Here is a 16,702-nt window from a genome sequence, read left to right on the forward strand (position 1 = left end):
GCCGATCCGTCCGTGGTCGAGGACCTGATCGAAAACCGCATGAACAAGGCCTGACCCATGCCAAACGCCCCCGTTCTGGTTCTGATGGGGGCGTTGTCCCGCTGATCCCGCCCAGGTCGCGCCCGGATCGCAGCCCTTTGCGTTCCGGGCGTCTTGTCCAGACCCGGACGCGCGCGCGGCTTTGTGCGGATTAACAAATATACTAGCATGCTTCAGCCTTGCGCAGCCCCGCGCGCTCTGCCAGCCTGGCGGCCGGCGGGGCGGCAGGGCCGATCCGGCGCCGGAACCGTCAAGGGATGATCCGCATGACCATCAGCATCACCTGCGTCGACGCGGCGCGCGCCGAGCTTGGCGAGGGCACGATCTGGGATCCGGCCGCGCAAGTGCTGTGGTGGATCGACATCTACGGGCCCAGGATCCACCGCTTCGACCCGGCCCAGGGAACCAGCCAAAGCTGGCCCGCGCCGCAGCATCTGGGCTGCATCGGTCTGCGCGCGTCGGGCGGGCTGGTGGTGACCATGGCCAGCGGCTTCCATTTCTTCGATCCCGCCACGGGCCTGTTCACCGCGATCGCCGATCCCGAGGCGGATTTGCCGCTGACGCGGTTCAATGACGGCAAGACCGACAGGTTCGGGCATTTCTGGTCGGGCAGCATGTTCGAGGCACCGGGCCAGGCGCCGCAACGGATCGGCGCGCTGTACCGGCTGTCGCGCGCGGGGCAGATCACCCGGATGGTCGAAGGCATCGGCTGCTCGAACGGCCTGGCCTGGAGCCCGGACGGGCGGCTGATGTATTTCACTGACAGCCACACCCATCTGGTCTGGGCCTTCGATTACGATCCCGAAGCGGGCCGCCTGGACAATCGCCGCGTCTATCTGGACCTGACGGCGCGGGGCGATGTCGTCGATGGCGCCACGGTGGATGCGGCGGGGAATTACTGGCTGACCGTGCCCTTCAAGGGCAAGGTGCTGGCCTTCGACCCGGCCGGCCGGCAGATCGCCGAGATCGACCTGCCCTGCGACCTGCCCACCTGCTGCGAATTCGGCGGCAGGGATCTGGAAACGCTTTTCGTCACCACGGCCCGCTATCGCCGCAGCGATGCCGAACTGGCCGGGCAGACCGCGCCAGGCGGGCTGTTCGCCATCACCGGGCTGGGCACCCGCGGGCTGGTCCTGCCGCCCTATGCCGGCTGAGGGCCTGTGGGCGGGCGGCAGGCGCGGCGGCCCTAGCGGATGAACTGATCGACGTAATCCGCCCCCAGGCCGACCTGGGCATAATGGGCGCGGCACATGTCGATCTTGGTGAAGACATCTTCATAGCCGGTGTTCCGGCCCCAGGGATCGACGTAATACATGCAGCCATTGACGTTGAAGAGGGTGATCATTTCCTCGACATCCTCGTCCACGACCAGCGTATGCGTGTCGCCCGGCGGCTCGAACACCCAGGCGCCTTCGGTCGCGACCCAGTCATGTTCCAGATAGCGCCAGCTTCCCTTGATCACATAGGCATGGACCGGCGCCGGATGGCGGTGGCGCGACAGCACGCCCGAGCGGCGAACGCGCAGCAGGTTCATCCAATACCCCGCGGTGACGTTCAGGCACAGCGGCCGGAACCAGACATTCTCGGATTGCGGCACCCAGAGCCGCTCGTCCTGCGGCACGGCCTGGGGCACGACCAGATCCGGGCGCATCCCTGCCGGCTGGTCGAACTGATAGGGCATCCGCTTCTGCACGGCGAGATCCGGCATATCGGCCGGGAGAGGGCGTTGGGTATCCATGGCGGTTCCTGATTGGGCAAGACGCATGTCCACATATTGGACATATAAACCATATTATGGTTGACCTTGATTGACAACCGCGTCTAATGCGCCCGGGTTTCAGCAGGGAGAAGGTGGGAATGCAGGGACGCGCCAGCTATGATTTCTCGGGCCGGGTGGCGGTGGTCACGGGGGGCGCCCGCGGGATCGGCGCCGCGATCACCGCGGGCCTGCGCGCGCAGGGCGCCACCGTCTCGGTCTGGGACCGCGACCGGCTGGACGAGACGGCGGTACAGGTCGACGTGGGCGATCCGCGCTCGGTCGGGGTGGCGGTCAAGCGCACGCTCGACCGGCATGGACATGTGGATATCCTGGTCAACAATGCCGGCTATGCCGGGCCCACCGCCTTGGTCGAGGATTATCCGGTCGAGGAATGGCAGCGGATCCTGAACGTCAATCTTGACGGGGTCTTCCATGTGACACGGGGCCTATTGCCGGCCTTGCGCGCCTCGGCCCGGGTCGGCACACCGTGCCGGATCGTCAACGTCGCCTCGCTGGCCGGCAAGGAGGGCACGCCCAATGCCGGGCCCTACAGTGCGGCCAAGGCGGCGGTGCTGGCGCTGACCAAAGCGCTTGGCAAGGAACTGGCGGACAGCGGCATTCTGGTCAATGCCGTGGCGCCGGCCGCGGTGAAGACCACGCTGCTGGCGCAGATGAGCGCGGGCCATGTGGCAACGATGATCGCCAAATCGCCGATGGGCCGGCTGGGAGAGCCCGAGGAAGTGGCCGAGCTGGTGCTGTGGCTGTGTTCGGCCTCGTGCAGCTTCAACACCGGATCGGTGTTCGATCTGTCGGGTGGCCGGGCGACCTATTAGACGCGTGCCCCGCCCAGCGCCGCGGCAATGCCGCGGACGCACTCGGACAGGGCGGCCTGCGCGCGGTCGGCGGGCAGGTCTTCGAACCGGTAGCGCGGCAGGCTGACGCTGACGCAGGCCTGCACTCCGCCCGCCGTCACCACCGCCATGCCGTAGCAGCAGATGTCCAGCTCGCGTTCCTGCAGATCCAGCGCATAGCCGCGGTGGCGCGTCGCGGCGATCTCGGCCCGCAGCGCCTCGGGCGTGGCGATCGTGTGCGGGGTGAAGCGCTGATAGTCCAGCGTCGGGATCAGCGCCTCGACCACCGCATCGGGCTGCGCCGCCAGCCAGCTTTTGCCCACGGCGCTGGCATGCAGCGTCACCCGCGTGCCCAGGCGCGAGGTCATCCGAACCGCCCGCCGGCTTTCCAGCTTGTCGAGATAGACCATCTCGGCTCCGGAATTCACCGCCAGATGCACCGTCTCGTCCAGCGCGGCATTCAGCCGGTCCAGGCTGGGGCGCGCCAGCTGCCGGAGGCCGCTCTGATCCAGCGAGCGCCAGGCCAGGCTGACCAGCCGCAGGCCCAGACCCAGACCGTCCTTGTCCTCGACCAGGCCCTCATGCTGCAGGGCCGCCACGATGCGGTGAACGGTGGTGCGCGGCATGCGCAGGGCGGCGGCGATTTCGGCCACGCTGCTGCGGCCCGGCTGGTCGGCGATGAATTGCAGGATTCGGATGAATTTCCCGAACGCGGCGGTGCCCGGCACGGGCCCTGTCACTGGGCCAGCCACGGGTACTTCGCCGGGCGAGGAATCGTCAGAACGGGTCACGTCGGGCCGCCATTGCAAAGCCGGGGGACCAGCGCCCCCGCCCCTGCCTAGCCGCGTCGGGCCGATCAGACAAGTTCGCCGCCGCCGATCCCCCGGGCACGGGCCCGATCCGGCCCCCTCAGCCCCCGGCGGGCGGTGGCAGGACCCTGCCGGGCGACAGGATGCCCCGCGGGTCGAGAAGCGCCTTGATCCCGGCCATCAGCTGGATCTCGGCCGGGCTGCGGGTCAGCGCCAGATAGGGCGCCTTCAGCCGGCCGATCCCGTGTTCGGCCGAAACCGAGCCGGCGAAATCGGCGACCACGCCATAGACAGTGTCCTCGATCGCCTTGCGGTGATCGGGCGTCGCCATCAGGTTCACATGCAGGTTGCAATCCGCCAGATGGCCGAAGACTACCCAGGGCTGACCGGGAAACCGCGCCGTGATCCGCGCGCGCAGCTGATCGACCGCGGCGGCCATCGCATCAAGCGGGATCGAGATGTCAAAGCCGATGGTGGGCGGGAAATGCCGGTTGTGTTCATAGACCGATTCCCGCAGCGCCCAGAACCCCAGACGGTCGGCCTCCGATCGGGCGATGACCGCATCCGAAATCACCCCGCGGTCCAGATTGGCGGCCAGCGCCTCGGTCAGGCCGACCTCGGCCCCGTCGCCATAGCCCGGCGCCTCGATCAGCAGGCAAAGGCCGGGGCCGGGCGGAAAGGGCCCGGACCGGCCCATCGGGCCGATGGCGATCTCGTAGAATTCCTGCCACATCGCCTCATAGACCAGAAGCCCGGCAGGCAGCCGCGCGCCCAGATCGCGTAGCAGATCCAGCGCCGCCGCGGTATCGGCCACGCGCACCAGGGCGCTGTCGCGCTGTGCGGGGCGCGGATGCAGCAGGAAGGTCGCGCGGGTGACGATGCCCAGCGTGCCTTCCGACCCGATGAACAGCTGCGTCCAGTCATAGCCGGTGTTGTTCTTCAGCATCTTGCCGGGGGTGCGGATCACCCGGCCATCGGCCAGAACCACTTCCAGCCCGCGCAGATTGGCCCGGGTCATCCCGTAGCGCAGCACCTGATTGCCGCCGGCATTGGTGGCGACCACGCCGCCCACGGTGCAGCTGCCACGCGCGCCCAGATCGACGCCCAGAAGAAAGCCCGCCGCCTCGGCCGCGGTCTGGACGGTTTCCAGCGGCGTTCCGGCCAGGGCCGTCAGCGTGCCGCCGACCGCGTCCACCTCTTCGACGCCCACCATCCTCTCCAGCGAAAGGGCGATTTCGGCCGGGCCGGGATGCGCCCCGCCGGCAAGCCCGGTCATGCCGCCCTGCGGCACCACCGGCTGGCCCGCCGCCAGGCACAGGCGCAGCGCCACAGCCACCTGATCCGTGCTGCGCGGCAGGATCACCGCCCGCGGCAGGACCGGCGCCAGCCCCGACGAATCAGCCTGGTTGCGCGCCGCGATCGCCGCGCCGGTCCTGACCGAATCGGCGCCCAGCGCCGCGGTCAAAGCCGCAATCACATCATCCCCCATCGCATTCCCCCCTGGCCCTGATGCGCCCCTTGGCGGCCGGCCGCTTCAATTGCAAAAGGACCGCAGCGCCGGACCGCCGGCACTTCTATCGGCCCATACACTTATAATAGTATACTATAATGGGGAACTGTGCTAGCAGCACATGGAAGGAGGGTGTCGCCGCGGCGGCATCGAGAGGGAGACGAGAATGGCAGAGGCCAATGTGACCCCGTCGCGGGGGGCGCAACCGACAGGGTCGCGCAAAATCCTGATGCAGCTGGTGACGGGGGGCGAGGTTGGCGTGATCGCGGCGCTGGTGCTTCTGACGCTGGTGTTCTGGCTGATGGAGCCGGCCTTCCTGTCGCAGCGCAATGTCCGGGCAATCCTGGCCGTTGTCTCGTTCGTGGGCATCATCGCGATCGGCCAGACCATCCTGATGGTCGCGGGCGAGTTCGACCTGTCGGTCGGCTCGGTCGCGGGGCTGTCGGCGGTGGTGGCGGCCAAGCTGATGACCGCTGCCGCCCTGCCGGTGCCGCTGGCCGTTCTGGGCGGGCTGGGCGTCGGGCTGGGCCTGGGGCTGGTCAACGGGCTGGTGGTGGTGCGACTGGGCATTCCGGCCTTCATCCAGACGCTGGGCGTTCTGTTCGTGGGCCAGGGCCTGATCCAGGTCGTGACCGGCGGCTATCCGGTCTATCCCCTGCCCGAGGCGGTTTCGGCCTTCGGGCGGGCCAATCTGGTCTGGGGCCTGGGCTGGAGCTTCGTCTTCTTCCTGGCCGCGCTGCTGGTGGCCGATTTCGTGCTGCGCCGCACCGTGGTTGGCCGCAACATGTATGCCACCGGCGGCAACAGGGAAGTCGCGCGCCTGGTCGGCATCAACACCAACCGCTACAAGATCGCGGCCTTCATGACTGTGGGCGGTCTGGCCTCGGTCGCGGGCATGTTCGTGATGGCCGACATGGCAACCGCGACAACGACGGTCGGATCCGGCTGGGAGCTGACGGTGATCGCGGGCGTGGTCGTGGGCGGCGTGTCGCTGTTCGGCGGCGCCGGCACGGTGATCGGCGGAGTGATCGGCATCCTTCTGCTGCGCGTGGTGCAAAGCGGCCTGGTCATCATCGGCGTCGATGCCAATTGGCAGCAGATCGCGGTGGGGGTGATCATGGTTCTGGCGGTGGGGATCGACATCCTGCGCCGGCGCTACATCGCCTCGGGGCGCACGGCCTGACCCCTGCAAGACATGGCGGCGGCCCGGAGAAGGCCGCAGCGATCCGGCCGAAGATCCGGCCGCCCCGTGCCTCGGCCCTGCCGCGGGCGTTCAACCAGGTGAGGAGAAGACATGACCAAGATCAAGACCGGCGGCAGCGCTTTGCGCGGCCTGTTTCTGGGCGGTGCTGTGGCGCTGACGGGTTTCGGCGGCGCGGGTCCGGCCCTGGCAGAAGAGGATGCGATCCATCTCTTGTGGGTCCAGCCGATGCGCGGCCATCCGGTGCATCGGCTGATGCAGGCCGGGTTCATGGATAAATGCGCCGAGCTTGGCTATGTCTGCGAAGTCGTGGGCGACCCCAGCGCCACCAACTGGGACGTGGCCGCGACCATCCCGCTGGCCGAAGCCGCGTTGGCGCGCACCGAATATGACGGCGTGGGCGTCTATGGGCCCGACCCGGCGGTCTATTCCTACATGAGCAAACTGTCGGCCGAGGGCCTGCCGGTCGTGACCTGGCATGTCCTGCCGCCCGAGGGCAGCGTAGCCGGCCTGTCGGCGGCCATCGGCGAAGACATCGCGAATGCGGGCCACAATGCCGCCATGGCGATCGGCGAGCAGATCGGCGGCAAGGGCACGGTCGCGCTGACCCAGGGCGCCTCGAACGACACGGAAAACACCATGTCGGACGCGTTCCGTGCCACGATGGCCGAGCATTTCCCCGATGTGGCGATCCTGCCCACCGAGATGGAAGGCTTCGACCCTTCGGCGGCGGAATCGAAGGCGGTCGCGATCCTTCTGGCCAATCCCGAGGTGGTCGCGGCCTTCGGCACCACCGGCAACTCGATCCAGACCTGGGCCGCGGCGGCGCGCAAGTCGGACCGGGATCTGGTGATCATCGGCATGGATTACATCCGGCAGAACCTGGATCTGGTGCGCGATGGCGCCGCCTATGGGGTGGTCGCGCAGCCGCTGTATGAGGAAAGCGCGTTGGTGGCCGAGCTGCTGGGCCGGTTGGCCAAGGGCGAGGCGGTGGCCTACATGAACCCGCTGCCGGCCCCGGTCATCACCGCCGACGGTCTGGCGCCCTATTACGCGATGCTGGACAGCGCCGGCCAATAGGCCACGATCGCGGCGGCGGGGCGCGGCAATCAGGCTGCACGCGCCCCGCCCCTTGCCCTTTCCCCGCCGGTCCGGGCGCTGCCAGGGTCTTGCGACCCGGCGCCCGTATCGCCCCAGCCCTTGCGCCCAGGAACCCCCGATGTCCGAATTCGCCATCGAGACCCGAGAGGTCACCAAGTCCTTCGCCGGCATCCAGGCCCTGCGCGGCGTCGATCTCGCCGTGCGGCGCGGCGATATCCACGCCCTGCTGGGCCAGAACGGCGCCGGCAAGTCGACGCTGGTCAAGATCATGAACGGCGTCTATCCCGCCGGCCGCTATGGCGGGCAGATCCTTTTGGACGGCAAGCCCGCCAGCTTCCGCTCTACCGACGATGCGCGGCGGGGCGGGGTGGGCTATGTGCCGCAGGAGATCGAGGTTCTGGACCAGCTGACCGTGGCCGAGAACGTCTTTGCCGGCCATATGGGCCTGGGCCGCGCGCTGGTCGACCGGGCCGAGGTCGTTCGCCGCACCGCCGGGATCTTTGCCGAGATGGGGGTGGCGATCAATCCCAATGCCGTGGTCGCCGCGCTGCGGGGCGCCCAGCGCCATCTGGTGATGATCGCCCGGGCGATTTCGGCCAAACCGTCAGTGCTGATGCTGGACGAACCCACCTCGTCGCTGTCGGCGCAAGAGGTGACGGCGCTGTTTGCGGTGCTGCGCCGGCTGAAGGCCCAGGGCAAGACCATCATCTACATCACCCATCGCCTGCCCGAGGTTCTGGACATCTGCGACCGCGCCACGGTGCTGCGCGACGGGCGGGTGGGCGACGAATTCGACCGGGCCGATTTCGATCAGGACCGCTTCATCTACGCCATGTCGGGCCACCGGCTGCAGCAGCTGTTCCCCGCCCGCGCCGATGCGCCCCGGGACCGGGTGATGCTTGAGGTCGCCGGGCTGACCGTTCCCGGCCATACCGGCGCGATCCATGGCGCCCGCGATGTCAGCTTCCAGGTCCGCGCCGGCGAGATCCTGGGCCTGGCCGGGCTGCTGGGCTCGGGCCGCAGCGAGATCCTGCACGGGATCTATGGCCGCAGCCCCGCCACCGGCACGATCCGGGTCGACGGGCAGGCGCTGCGCATCGCCTCGCCCGCCGAGGCGCGGGCCGCGGGGATCGCGCTGCTGACCGAGGACCGCAAGCATGACGGGCTGCTGTTCAACCAGACCATCGGCGCGAATATCACCATCGGCAACCTGTCCGCCCTGTCGACGCGCGGCATCCTGCGGCCCGAGCGGGAACGGTCGGCGATCCTGACCGCGCTGCGCGAATTGTCGGTCAAGGCGCCCTCGCCCACGGCCTCGCCCGCGCAGCTGTCGGGCGGCAACCAGCAGAAACTGCTGTTCGCCCGGGTGCTGATGCGAATGCCGCGCATCCTTCTGCTGGACGAGCCGACAAAAGGCGTCGATGCCGCGACCCGGGCCGAGATCTACCGGCTGATCGTGGAACTGGCCGGACAGGGCGTGGCACTTGTGATCGTCTCGTCCGAGCTGGAAGAGGTGATCGGGCTGAGCGATCGGGTGCTGACCGTGGCCGATGGCCGGATCGTCGGCGGCTTTGCCCGCGGCGAAGGCGATGAAGAGCGGGTGATGCGCGATGTGGCCCAGGCGCAGGCGCGCGATCTGGCGGCGGTTCAGGCGGGGTAAGGGGCGCGGCAGCATGCAGGGCAAGCGGATTTTCATCACCGGCGGCGCCACGGGCATTGGCGCGGCGACCGGGCGGCATTTGCGCAAGCTGGGCGCCCGGGTCTGGGCCACCGGGCTGGATGCCGGGGCCGGCCGGGCATTGGCGGCCGAGCTGGACGATGCCGATTTCACCTTTCACCCCGCCGATCTGACCGTGGAAGACCAGGTCCGCGGCGCGGTGGGCGCCATGGTCGCGGCCTGGGGCGGGATCGACGGCGTGGTGAATGCCGCCGGGATCTACCCCACCGGCAAGCGGCTTGAGGATCTGTCGGATGCCGAATGGACCCGCACGCTGGACGTGAACCTGACCGCGATCTTCCGGGTCTGCCGCGCCACCCTGCCGCTGATCCGCGCGGCGGGCGGCGGGTCGGTTGTCAACATCGCCTCGGTCCATGCCGAAGCGACCGTTCCGCTGGTTCCGGCCTATGCCGCCAGCAAGGGCGCGGTGGTCGCGCTGTCGCGGCAGCTGGCGCTGGATTACGCGCAGGATCTGATCCGGGTGAATGCAGTGATCGTCGGCTCGGTCGCGACGCGGATGACGCTGGACGGGCTGGAGGCGGCCGGCGGGGCCGAGGCGGCGGGGCTGAGCTTTTCGCGCCGGGCGGTGGGCCGGATCGCCGACCCGGCCGAGATCGCAACCGTCATCGCCTTTCTTCTGTCGGATGCGGCAAGCTTCGTCACCGGATCGGCGCTGCAGGCCGATGGGGCGATGCTGGCGCGGCTGCTGTAACCCCGAACCGCAGGCCGCCGCCGGTCGTTTCGCCCGGGGCAAGCACGATCACCCCTTCCCGCGGGTCCAACCCTTCGGGATCGCGGCCGAAAGCGCCGGCGGCATTGCTTTGCGGCTCGACACAGAACACGTCCCGCGCGGGATCGGCATAGACCATCAGATGCCCGAAGACCGGATCGGCGCCAAGCGTGACCACCGCCCCGCGCGAGGGCAGGCCGATCTCGGCCCAGCCATCCCAGCCGCCGAAATCATTGTTCAGCCGGCGCCCGGGCAGCGGCCCGCCGGCATCGCAGCGCGCCCAGTCGGGCAGGGCGATCGCGGGGCCGGCCACCATCTCGGGCCCTTCGGGATGGAAACGGTCGGCCCGGAAGCGCAGCGTCGCATCGGCATCGCGCGGAAACCAGGGATGCAGGCCGAAGCCAAAGGGCATCGCGCTTGCGCCGGTGTTGCACAGCGTCAGGCGCAGGCTCAGCCCATCGGGATCCAGCCGGAACTCTTGCGTGGCGCGGTAGGACCAGGGCTGGTCTGGCGCGGCCAGATCAAGCTGCAGGCGGGCAAAGTCCGCGCCCAGCGCCGTGACCTGCCAGGGCCGCTGCCAGCCGGTGCCATGAACGTTGAACCGCTCGGGCGGGTTGTTGGCTTCCACCCGGATCTCGGCGCCGCGGAAGCAAAAGGCGTTTCCGGCCAGCCGGTTGGCATAGGGCACCATGGGAAACATCGCCGCATCGACAGACCGGCGCGCCCCGCCCAGCGGCCGCATCAGATCAACTCCGTTGCGCCGGAAGGCCGCCATACTGCCGCCGATGGGCGGCGCAAGCAGCACCTCCAGATCGCCCGCCGCCAGAACCAGCGGCTCAGAAATTGCGGCCATAGCCGACGCTCCAGCTGCCATCGACCGACAGCATCTGCCCGGTCAGATAGGTCGCCCGCGGATCAAGCAGGAACAGCGCCGCATCGACCAGCTCCGAAATCGTCCCGGGCCGCTCCAGCGCGGCATGGCGCAGCATCGCCGGATCGCCGGCCAGCGGCGGATCGCCGATCAGCCCGGCGCCCAGCGCGTTGACCCGCACTTCGGGCGCCAGCTGCATCGCCAGCGCCCGCATGAAGGCCAGCGCCGCCGCCATGTCGGCCGAGTAGTCGGGAAAGCGCCGCAACGGCAGCGCCGCCGCCGCCGACAGCAGGAACAGAATCCGGCCCCGGCCCTCGCCCGGGCCGCGCGCCTGCATCGCCGCCCCGGCCTCGCGCGCCAGCGCCTTCTGCGCCGACCAGTCAAAGCCCGGCCCGGGGCACAGCGGCAGGGACAGGATCAGGATATCGGAAATCCCGGCGCGAATCTCGGCCGCGCCATTGTCCAGCAGCGCCGCGGCCAGCGCCCGGCTGACGGCCGTGTTTTCGCCGCCGATCGCAAAGCCCTGTCGGTCCAGATCAACCCGCATCATCCACCTCAGAACGCTGAACCGGCGGTCCAGCCGCCATCGACGGCCAGCACCTGGCCGGTGACATAGGACGACTCGGGCGCCGACAGGAACAGCACCGCCTCGGCGATTTCCTCGGGCGTGCCGGGGCGGCGCATCGGCACATGGTCCATGAATTCCGCCGTGCGCCCGGCAAAGCTGCCATCGGGCGAATAGAACAGCGCCCGCGTACCTTCCGACAGGACCGAACCCGGCGCCACGCCATTGACCAGCACCCCGCGCGGCCCCAGTTCCAGCGCCATCGCGCGGGTCAGATGCACCAGCGCCGCCTTGGCCGCCACGAACGAGCTTTGCAGCCGCAGCGCCGCCAGGCCCACGACCGAGGCGATGTTGACCACCCGCCCGCCGGCGCCGCGCGCCAGCATCGGCGCCAGGGCGGCGCGGCTCATGAAATAGGTGCCGTCCAGATCGACGCGCAGGATCCTGTCCCATTCGCTGGGCGGGAAGGCGTCGATCGGCACGCGATGGGCCTGGGTGTTGATCCCGGCATTGTTGACCAGGATATCCACCTGACCGAAGCGGCGCAGGACATCGGCGACCCCGGACTCGACCGATTGCGGATCGGCAATGTCGATCCGGCAGGCCATCACCCGGTCGGCCCCGCCGGGCAGCGTCGCGGCAAAGGCCTGGGCGGCACCCTCGACCACATCCGACACCACGACGCGCGCGCCGTTTTCGGCCAGGCGGCGGCAGATCGCCCGCCCGATCGCCCCGGCGGCGCCGGTGACGATGGCGACCCGCCCGTCCAGTTCCGTCTGCATCCCCGTTCCTCCCCGCGCCACGCCCCCAAGGCAAAGGCGCTATTCCGCGACAACCCGCTGCGTCTGCCGCCCCAGCCCGTCGATCCCCAGCTCCACCCGGTCGCCGGGTTTCAGGAAGCGCGGCGGCTTCATCCCCGCGCCCACGCCCGCCGGCGTGCCGGTGGTGATGATGTCGCCGGGATGCAAGGTGAAGAACTGGCTGAGATAGGCAATCAGGAAGGGCACCCGATAGATCATGTCGCGCGTGGTGCCATCCTGCATCTTCTCGCCATTGACCGACAGCCAGATCGACAGATCGCCGGGATCGGCGATCTCGTCGGGGGTGACCAGCCAGGGGCCGACCGGGCCGAACGTGTCGCAGCTTTTGCCCTTGGTCCATTGGCCGGCGCGTTCGGTCTGGAAGCTGCGCTCGGACACGTCATGCACCAGGCAGAAGCCCGCGACATGCGCCATCGCCTGGGCTTCGGGAACGTATTTTGCCGCCCTGCCGATCACGATGCCCAGCTCGACCTCCCAGTCGGTCTGAACCGAGCCGCGGGGCAGCACGATGTCGTCGTCGGGGCCGCTGATGCTGGAGGTGGCCTTCATGAACAGCACCGGCTCGGGCGGGATCGGCAGATTGCCCTCGGCCGCGTGGTCGGCATAGTTCAGACCGATGGCCATGAACTTGCCGGTGCCGGCGACACAGGCGCCGATCCGGGGCTTGCCCGGAACCCGTGGCAGGGTTTCGGGATCAAGCGCGGCCAGCCGGCCCAGATCGCCCAGCACCGCCCCGGCCAGATCGTCGCAATGCGCCGACAGATCGCGAAGGGTCCCGGCGGCATCCAGCAGGCCGGGCTTTTCGGCCCCGACCGGGCCATAGCGCAACAGTTTCATCTCTTTCCTTTCGACCGCCTATAGCGGTTCCAGACCTGCGGCCTCTGCAAGCCCGCGCAATTCGGCCATCAGGCCGGGATTGACCGGGATCCCCCGGCGGCTGCGCTCCGCTTCCACCGCCCATTCGCGATCGCCGGGCGCCATGACCCGCCTGCCGTCCCGCGCGGGCGCGGCGCGCAGATCGGCCAGATAGTCCGCCATGCCGCGGGTGAAATCGGCCCGCGGCACGAAGACATCGGGGTTCAGCACGATATAGCACTGCCCCAGCCGGCGCGGCGTCGACATGTCAGAGCCCGCCATGTGCAGAAGCCGGCTGCAATGCGCCATGCCGGTCGTCACCGCCGACATCACCTCGATCATCCCGGCCAGACCCGCCCCCTTGTAGCCATAGGCAGATCCGCCAAAGGGCAGCAGCGCCGCCACCGCGCGCGGATCGGTCGCCACCTGGCCCTGGGCATCCACCGCGACATCCGGCGGCACGGTCAGGCCCTTGGTCTCGTAATCTCGAATGCGGTTCCAGGGCAGGATCGAGGTTGCCATGTCCAGCAGATAGGGCCGCGCGCCCGCGACCGGGGCCGCGAAGGCGATGGGATTGGTGCCGTGAAAGGGCTGGGTCCCGTCATGCGGCAGGACGAAACTGTCGGAATTCGAGAAGGCAAAGGCGACCAGCCCCGCCTCGGCGGCCTGCAGCACATAGGCGCCCGCCGCGCCGAAATGCGAGGAATTGGTGACCGAGATCGCAGCCACGCCAGTCTGCCGCGCCAGGGCGCAGGCCCGGGTGACCGCCAGATAGCCCGCCCAATGGCCAAAGCCGTTATCGGCATCGCAGGTCGCGGTTGCCGGGGCGGTCTGACGGATCACCGCCCGGGGGTCGGGGTTGATCCGCCCGCCGGCCAGCGCGCGGGTGTAATGCGGCAGAAGACGCAGCCCGTGGCTGTCCACCCCGCGCAGCGAGGCGCCGGTCAGCGCGCGCGCCACATCGGCCGCCTGCGCCGGAACCGATCCGGCATGGGTCAGCACCCCCTCGATCAGCGCCGTCACCTGCGCCGCATCCAGCCGCGCCCCTTCCGCATCCCCGGTCATCGACCCTGCCCCATAAAAATATAATAGCATGATTATTTGGTCGGCCGGGAATCTGTCAAGCACGCGTTTTCGCCGCCTGTGCCGCGCCGAAGCGCCGCGGCACGGTGTGACCACGAGCGCGGCCAGTTAAAGCTTGTTCATTATGCTATTATACTAGTAAATCCTGCCAAAGACTGGCGAATCGCTTCGCCGAAGGAGGAACAGTGAATCAAAGTCAGCCCCTTGCCGGCGTGGCGACGAGCGATCGCAGCAACCTGCCCGACGCGGCCATGATGCTTGGCCTTTATGAGCAGATGGTCCTGCTGCGGAAGTTCGAGACGGTGGCCCAGGCCGCCTGCCGCAAGGGCGAAACGCCCGGCTTCCTGCATCTTTACCTGGGTCAGGAAGCCTCGGCCGTGGGGGTCTGCGCGCATCTGGAACGCGGCGACTGGGTGACCTCGACCCATCGCGGCCATGGCCATGCGCTGGCCAAGGGCGCCAATCCCGCGCGCGTCATGGCCGAGCTGTTCGGCCGCGCCGACGGGATCTGCGGCGGCCGCGGCGGCACCATGCATCTCTATGACCGCTCGGTCGGGCTGTTCGGCACCAATGGCGTCGTGGGCGCCGGCATCGGCCAGGCGGTCGGCATCGGCCTGGGCGCCCGCGCGCTTGGCACCAGGAACATCGGCGTCACCTTCTTCGGCGATGGCGCCTCGAACCACGGCGCCTTCCACGAAGCGCTGAACTTCGCCGCAGTCCAGCGCGCGCCCACGATTTTCGTCTGCGAAAACAACCTGTACGCCACCGCGACCCCGCTGCGCGACGTGACCCTGAACACCGATATCGCCAGCAAGGCCGCAAGCTACGGCATGCCGGGGATCGCGGTCGACGGCAATGACGTGCTGGCCGTTCATGCGGTGATGGCCGAGGCGGTGCGCCGCGCCCGCGCCGGCGAAGGCCCGACCCTGATCGAGACGCGCACCTATCGCACCGTCGGCCATCACGAAGGCGATCCGGTCACCGGCACTTACCGGTCGCAGGACGAGGTGGATCTGTGGAAGAGCCGCGACCCGATCGACCGGCTGCGCGCCAGGCTGGTCGACGACTATCGGCTGGCCTCGCAGGACACCCTGGCCAGCATCGACGCCCGGATCGACGCGATCGTCGCCGAGGCGCTGGACTTCGCCCGCCGCTCGCCCCTGCCCGATCCGGCCAGCGTGCGCCGCCATGTCTTTGCCGAACCGCTGAACCCGCCCTGCGCCCTGGCGCCGGCTGTGGCGGCGGGCAGCCGCGTTCAGGGTTGGCTGGAAGCCGTGCGCGACGGCATTGCCGAGGAAATGCGCCGCGATCCCGCCATCCTGTATTTCGGCGAGGGCACCGGCGAGCGTGGCGGCAGCTTTGCCCATACCAAGAACCTCTGGGCCGAATTCGGCGCCGAGCGGATGGTCGACACGCCGATTTCCGAACAGGCGTTCACCGCAGCCGCGATCGGCGCCTCGGCCATCGGGGCGCGCACCGTGTCGGATGTGATGTTCGCCGATTTCGCCTTTGAGGCGGCCGGGCAGATCCTGCTGCAGGCGGCCAAGCTGCGCTACATGTCGAATGGCGGCATGAATGCGCCCTTCGTGCTGCGCGCGGGCGCGGGCGCATTGCGGTCATCGGGGCCGCATCACAGCGGATCCTATCATCCGATCTTCGCGCAGATGCCGGGGCTGGTGGTCTGCGTGCCCTCGAACCCGGCCGATGCCAAGGGGCTGATGAAAACCGCCCTGCGCGCCGCGGACCCGGTGGTGATGCTGGAGCCGAAGGCGCTGTTCGCCACGAAGGGCGAGGTGCCGCTCGGCGATCACTATGTGCCCTTCGGTGTCGCGCGCATCGCCCGGACGGGACGCGACATCACCATCGTCGCCACGGGCCAGCTGGTCGGCCAGGCGCTGATCGCCGCCGAAACCCTGGCCGCGGCCGGGATCGAGGCCGAAATCATCGACCCGCGCACGATCATGCCCTTCGACATCGACTGTGTGGTCGAAAGCCTGCGCAAGACCCACAGGCTGTTGATCGTGGACGAGGCCTGGGCGATGTGCGGCCTGGGCGGCGAGATCGCGCAGGCGATCAACGAGCTGGCCTTCGACGATCTCGACGCGCCGCCGGGCCGGCTGCACACCGATCCGGTCAGCCATCCTTTCGCGCCGGTGCTGGAGCAGTCGATCCTGGTCTCGGCCGAGCGGATCGTGCGGGCGGCGCAGGATATCATCGCGGGCATCGCCCCGGTGCCCGACCACTGGCTGGCCCAGCGCGGCCCGCGCCCCGCTGCGGCGGCGACCGCCGCGCCCGCGCCTGTCCCCGGCCCGACTCCTGCACCCATGGCGGTTCAATCCGCGGGCAGGCCCGGCGAGGAAGACATCCTGATGCCCTTCGGCGATCTGACCGTCAGCGAGGGCACGCTGGTCCGCTGGGCCAAGGCCCTGGGCGACAGCGTGGCCGCGGGCGAGCTGGTCGCCGAGATCGAGACCGACAAGGCGGTGGTCGAGATCGAGGCGCCGGTGGGCGGGACCGTCACTTCGATCGAGGCCGCGGTCGGCCAGGTCATCCCGATGGGCGGCCGGATCGGGGGGATCACGCCATGACCGGCCCGAACCCCCTGCCCGCCACGCTGGCGGGCCGGCGCCATCGCGCCTCGCCCTATGCGCGCAAGCTGGCACGGGCGCGCGGCCTGTCGCTGGATCTGGTGACCGGCACCGGGCCGCTGGGCCGGATCACCGCCGCCGATATCCTGTCGGCGCCCGCCCCCGTGGCCGCAGCGCCCAGCCCGCCGGCCGCGGCGCCGCA

Annotated in this window: 16 protein-coding genes; 8 read left to right on the forward strand and 8 right to left on the reverse strand. The window is 69.3% G+C overall.

Going from position 1 to position 16,702, the window contains the following annotated elements; genetic code table 11:
* The first annotated feature begins 305 nt into the window (after positions 1–305).
* The gene (locus tag K1Y73_RS17895; RefSeq protein WP_225029673.1) at positions 306–1,193 is read left to right on the forward strand and encodes an SMP-30/gluconolactonase/LRE family protein; all 888 of its coding nucleotides are present in this window, start codon (positions 306–308) and stop codon (positions 1,191–1,193) included.
* A 32-nt stretch (positions 1,194–1,225) separates the two neighbouring features.
* On the opposite strand, the gene K1Y73_RS17900 is transcribed toward K1Y73_RS17895, so the two are convergent.
* Complete coding sequence (locus K1Y73_RS17900) at positions 1,226–1,777, reverse strand: 2,4'-dihydroxyacetophenone dioxygenase family protein (RefSeq protein WP_318248256.1); 552 nt, start codon at positions 1,775–1,777, stop codon at positions 1,226–1,228.
* Between the two features lie 119 nt (positions 1,778–1,896).
* Between K1Y73_RS17900 and K1Y73_RS17905 the strand changes: the two genes are divergently transcribed.
* Positions 1,897–2,631, forward strand: coding sequence for an SDR family NAD(P)-dependent oxidoreductase (locus K1Y73_RS17905; protein ID WP_225029674.1), 735 nt, complete (start codon positions 1,897–1,899; stop codon positions 2,629–2,631).
* Here K1Y73_RS17905 and K1Y73_RS17910 read toward each other — a convergent pair.
* Together K1Y73_RS17910 and K1Y73_RS17915 are read right to left on the reverse strand one after the other, a co-directional pair.
* On the reverse strand, positions 2,628–3,377 hold the full coding sequence (locus K1Y73_RS17910) for an IclR family transcriptional regulator (RefSeq protein WP_225029675.1): 750 nt from the start codon (positions 3,375–3,377) through the stop codon (positions 2,628–2,630). The genes K1Y73_RS17905 and K1Y73_RS17910 overlap by 4 nt on opposite strands.
* 181 nt (positions 3,378–3,558) lie before the next feature.
* The gene (locus K1Y73_RS17915) at positions 3,559–4,947 is read right to left on the reverse strand and encodes an FAD-binding oxidoreductase (protein WP_225029676.1); all 1,389 of its coding nucleotides are present in this window, start codon (positions 4,945–4,947) and stop codon (positions 3,559–3,561) included.
* Between the two features lie 187 nt (positions 4,948–5,134).
* Here K1Y73_RS17915 and K1Y73_RS17920 point away from each other — a divergent pair, with 187 nt between their 5' ends.
* From K1Y73_RS17920 to K1Y73_RS17935, 4 genes are all read left to right on the forward strand, one after another.
* Complete coding sequence (locus K1Y73_RS17920) at positions 5,135–6,151, forward strand: ABC transporter permease (protein ID WP_225029677.1); 1,017 nt, start codon at positions 5,135–5,137, stop codon at positions 6,149–6,151.
* 111 nt (positions 6,152–6,262) lie between these two features.
* Positions 6,263–7,249 carry a sugar ABC transporter substrate-binding protein gene (locus tag K1Y73_RS17925; protein WP_225029678.1) on the forward strand — a complete coding sequence of 329 codons (987 nt, stop codon included), beginning with the start codon at positions 6,263–6,265 and terminating at the stop codon, positions 7,247–7,249.
* Positions 7,250–7,388: 139 nt separating this feature from the next.
* Positions 7,389–8,930 carry a sugar ABC transporter ATP-binding protein gene (locus K1Y73_RS17930; RefSeq protein ID WP_225029679.1) on the forward strand — a complete coding sequence of 514 codons (1,542 nt, stop codon included), beginning with the start codon at positions 7,389–7,391 and terminating at the stop codon, positions 8,928–8,930.
* A gap of 13 nt (positions 8,931–8,943) precedes the next feature.
* Positions 8,944–9,699, forward strand: coding sequence for an SDR family NAD(P)-dependent oxidoreductase (locus K1Y73_RS17935; RefSeq protein ID WP_225029680.1), 756 nt, complete (start codon positions 8,944–8,946; stop codon positions 9,697–9,699).
* Here the strand turns inward: K1Y73_RS17935 and K1Y73_RS17940 are convergent.
* From K1Y73_RS17940 to K1Y73_RS17960, 5 genes are read right to left on the reverse strand one after another with little or no spacing between them, the layout of a single operon-like run.
* Positions 9,647–10,570, reverse strand: a complete 924-nt coding sequence (locus K1Y73_RS17940) for an aldose 1-epimerase (RefSeq protein WP_225029681.1) — start codon at positions 10,568–10,570, stop codon at positions 9,647–9,649. The two genes, K1Y73_RS17935 and K1Y73_RS17940, sit on opposite strands and share 53 nt — an antisense overlap.
* A complete protein-coding gene (locus K1Y73_RS17945) occupies positions 10,554–11,135 on the reverse strand; it encodes an SDR family oxidoreductase (RefSeq protein WP_225029682.1) in 582 nt (193 codons plus the stop codon). Before K1Y73_RS17945 ends, K1Y73_RS17940 begins: the two co-directional genes overlap by 17 nt.
* A gap of 8 nt (positions 11,136–11,143) precedes the next feature.
* Positions 11,144–11,935 carry an SDR family NAD(P)-dependent oxidoreductase gene (locus K1Y73_RS17950; RefSeq protein WP_225029683.1) on the reverse strand — a complete coding sequence of 264 codons (792 nt, stop codon included), beginning with the start codon at positions 11,933–11,935 and terminating at the stop codon, positions 11,144–11,146.
* A gap of 39 nt (positions 11,936–11,974) precedes the next feature.
* Positions 11,975–12,811: a fumarylacetoacetate hydrolase family protein gene (locus K1Y73_RS17955; protein WP_225029684.1), complete on the reverse strand. Its 837-nt coding sequence runs from the start codon at positions 12,809–12,811 to the stop codon at positions 11,975–11,977.
* An 18-nt stretch (positions 12,812–12,829) separates the two neighbouring features.
* Positions 12,830–13,894, reverse strand: coding sequence for an Ldh family oxidoreductase (locus tag K1Y73_RS17960; protein ID WP_225029685.1), 1,065 nt, complete (start codon positions 13,892–13,894; stop codon positions 12,830–12,832).
* Positions 13,895–14,097: 203 nt separating this feature from the next.
* On the opposite strand from K1Y73_RS17960, the gene K1Y73_RS17965 reads away from it, so the two are divergent.
* Entirely contained in the window at positions 14,098–16,500 is a 2,403-nt protein-coding gene (locus K1Y73_RS17965; protein ID WP_225029686.1) for a thiamine pyrophosphate-dependent enzyme, read from the forward strand.
* The coding region (locus tag K1Y73_RS17970) for an E3 binding domain-containing protein (protein WP_225029687.1) at positions 16,497–16,702 on the forward strand (206 nt) is incomplete at its 3' end. The genes K1Y73_RS17965 and K1Y73_RS17970, both read left to right, overlap by 4 nt.

This window comes from Xinfangfangia pollutisoli, assembly GCF_020179405.1.
GTDB classification, from domain to species: domain Bacteria; phylum Pseudomonadota; class Alphaproteobacteria; order Rhodobacterales; family Rhodobacteraceae; genus Pseudogemmobacter; species Pseudogemmobacter pollutisoli.

What these genes read in the sequence shown, in the direction of transcription:
- K1Y73_RS17930 (WP_225029679.1), top strand. Translation starts at nt 7,389, where the DNA reads ATGTCCGAATTCGCCATCGAGACCCGAGAGGTCACCAAGTCCTTCGCC.
- K1Y73_RS17960 (WP_225029685.1), bottom strand. Translation starts at nt 13,894, where the DNA reads ATGACCGGGGATGCGGAAGGGGCGCGGCTGGATGCGGCGCAGGTGACG.
- K1Y73_RS17950 (WP_225029683.1), bottom strand. Translation starts at nt 11,935, where the DNA reads ATGCAGACGGAACTGGACGGGCGGGTCGCCATCGTCACCGGCGCCGCC.
- K1Y73_RS17895 (WP_225029673.1), top strand. Translation starts at nt 306, where the DNA reads ATGACCATCAGCATCACCTGCGTCGACGCGGCGCGCGCCGAGCTTGGC.
- K1Y73_RS17945 (WP_225029682.1), bottom strand. Translation starts at nt 11,135, where the DNA reads ATGCGGGTTGATCTGGACCGACAGGGCTTTGCGATCGGCGGCGAAAAC.
- K1Y73_RS17900 (WP_318248256.1), bottom strand. Translation starts at nt 1,777, where the DNA reads ATGGATACCCAACGCCCTCTCCCGGCCGATATGCCGGATCTCGCCGTG.
- K1Y73_RS17920 (WP_225029677.1), top strand. Translation starts at nt 5,135, where the DNA reads ATGGCAGAGGCCAATGTGACCCCGTCGCGGGGGGCGCAACCGACAGGG.
- K1Y73_RS17925 (WP_225029678.1), top strand. Translation starts at nt 6,263, where the DNA reads ATGACCAAGATCAAGACCGGCGGCAGCGCTTTGCGCGGCCTGTTTCTG.
- K1Y73_RS17905 (WP_225029674.1), top strand. Translation starts at nt 1,897, where the DNA reads ATGCAGGGACGCGCCAGCTATGATTTCTCGGGCCGGGTGGCGGTGGTC.
- K1Y73_RS17935 (WP_225029680.1), top strand. Translation starts at nt 8,944, where the DNA reads ATGCAGGGCAAGCGGATTTTCATCACCGGCGGCGCCACGGGCATTGGC.
- K1Y73_RS17940 (WP_225029681.1), bottom strand. Translation starts at nt 10,570, where the DNA reads ATGGCCGCAATTTCTGAGCCGCTGGTTCTGGCGGCGGGCGATCTGGAG.
- K1Y73_RS17915 (WP_225029676.1), bottom strand. Translation starts at nt 4,947, where the DNA reads ATGGGGGATGATGTGATTGCGGCTTTGACCGCGGCGCTGGGCGCCGAT.
- K1Y73_RS17955 (WP_225029684.1), bottom strand. Translation starts at nt 12,811, where the DNA reads ATGAAACTGTTGCGCTATGGCCCGGTCGGGGCCGAAAAGCCCGGCCTG.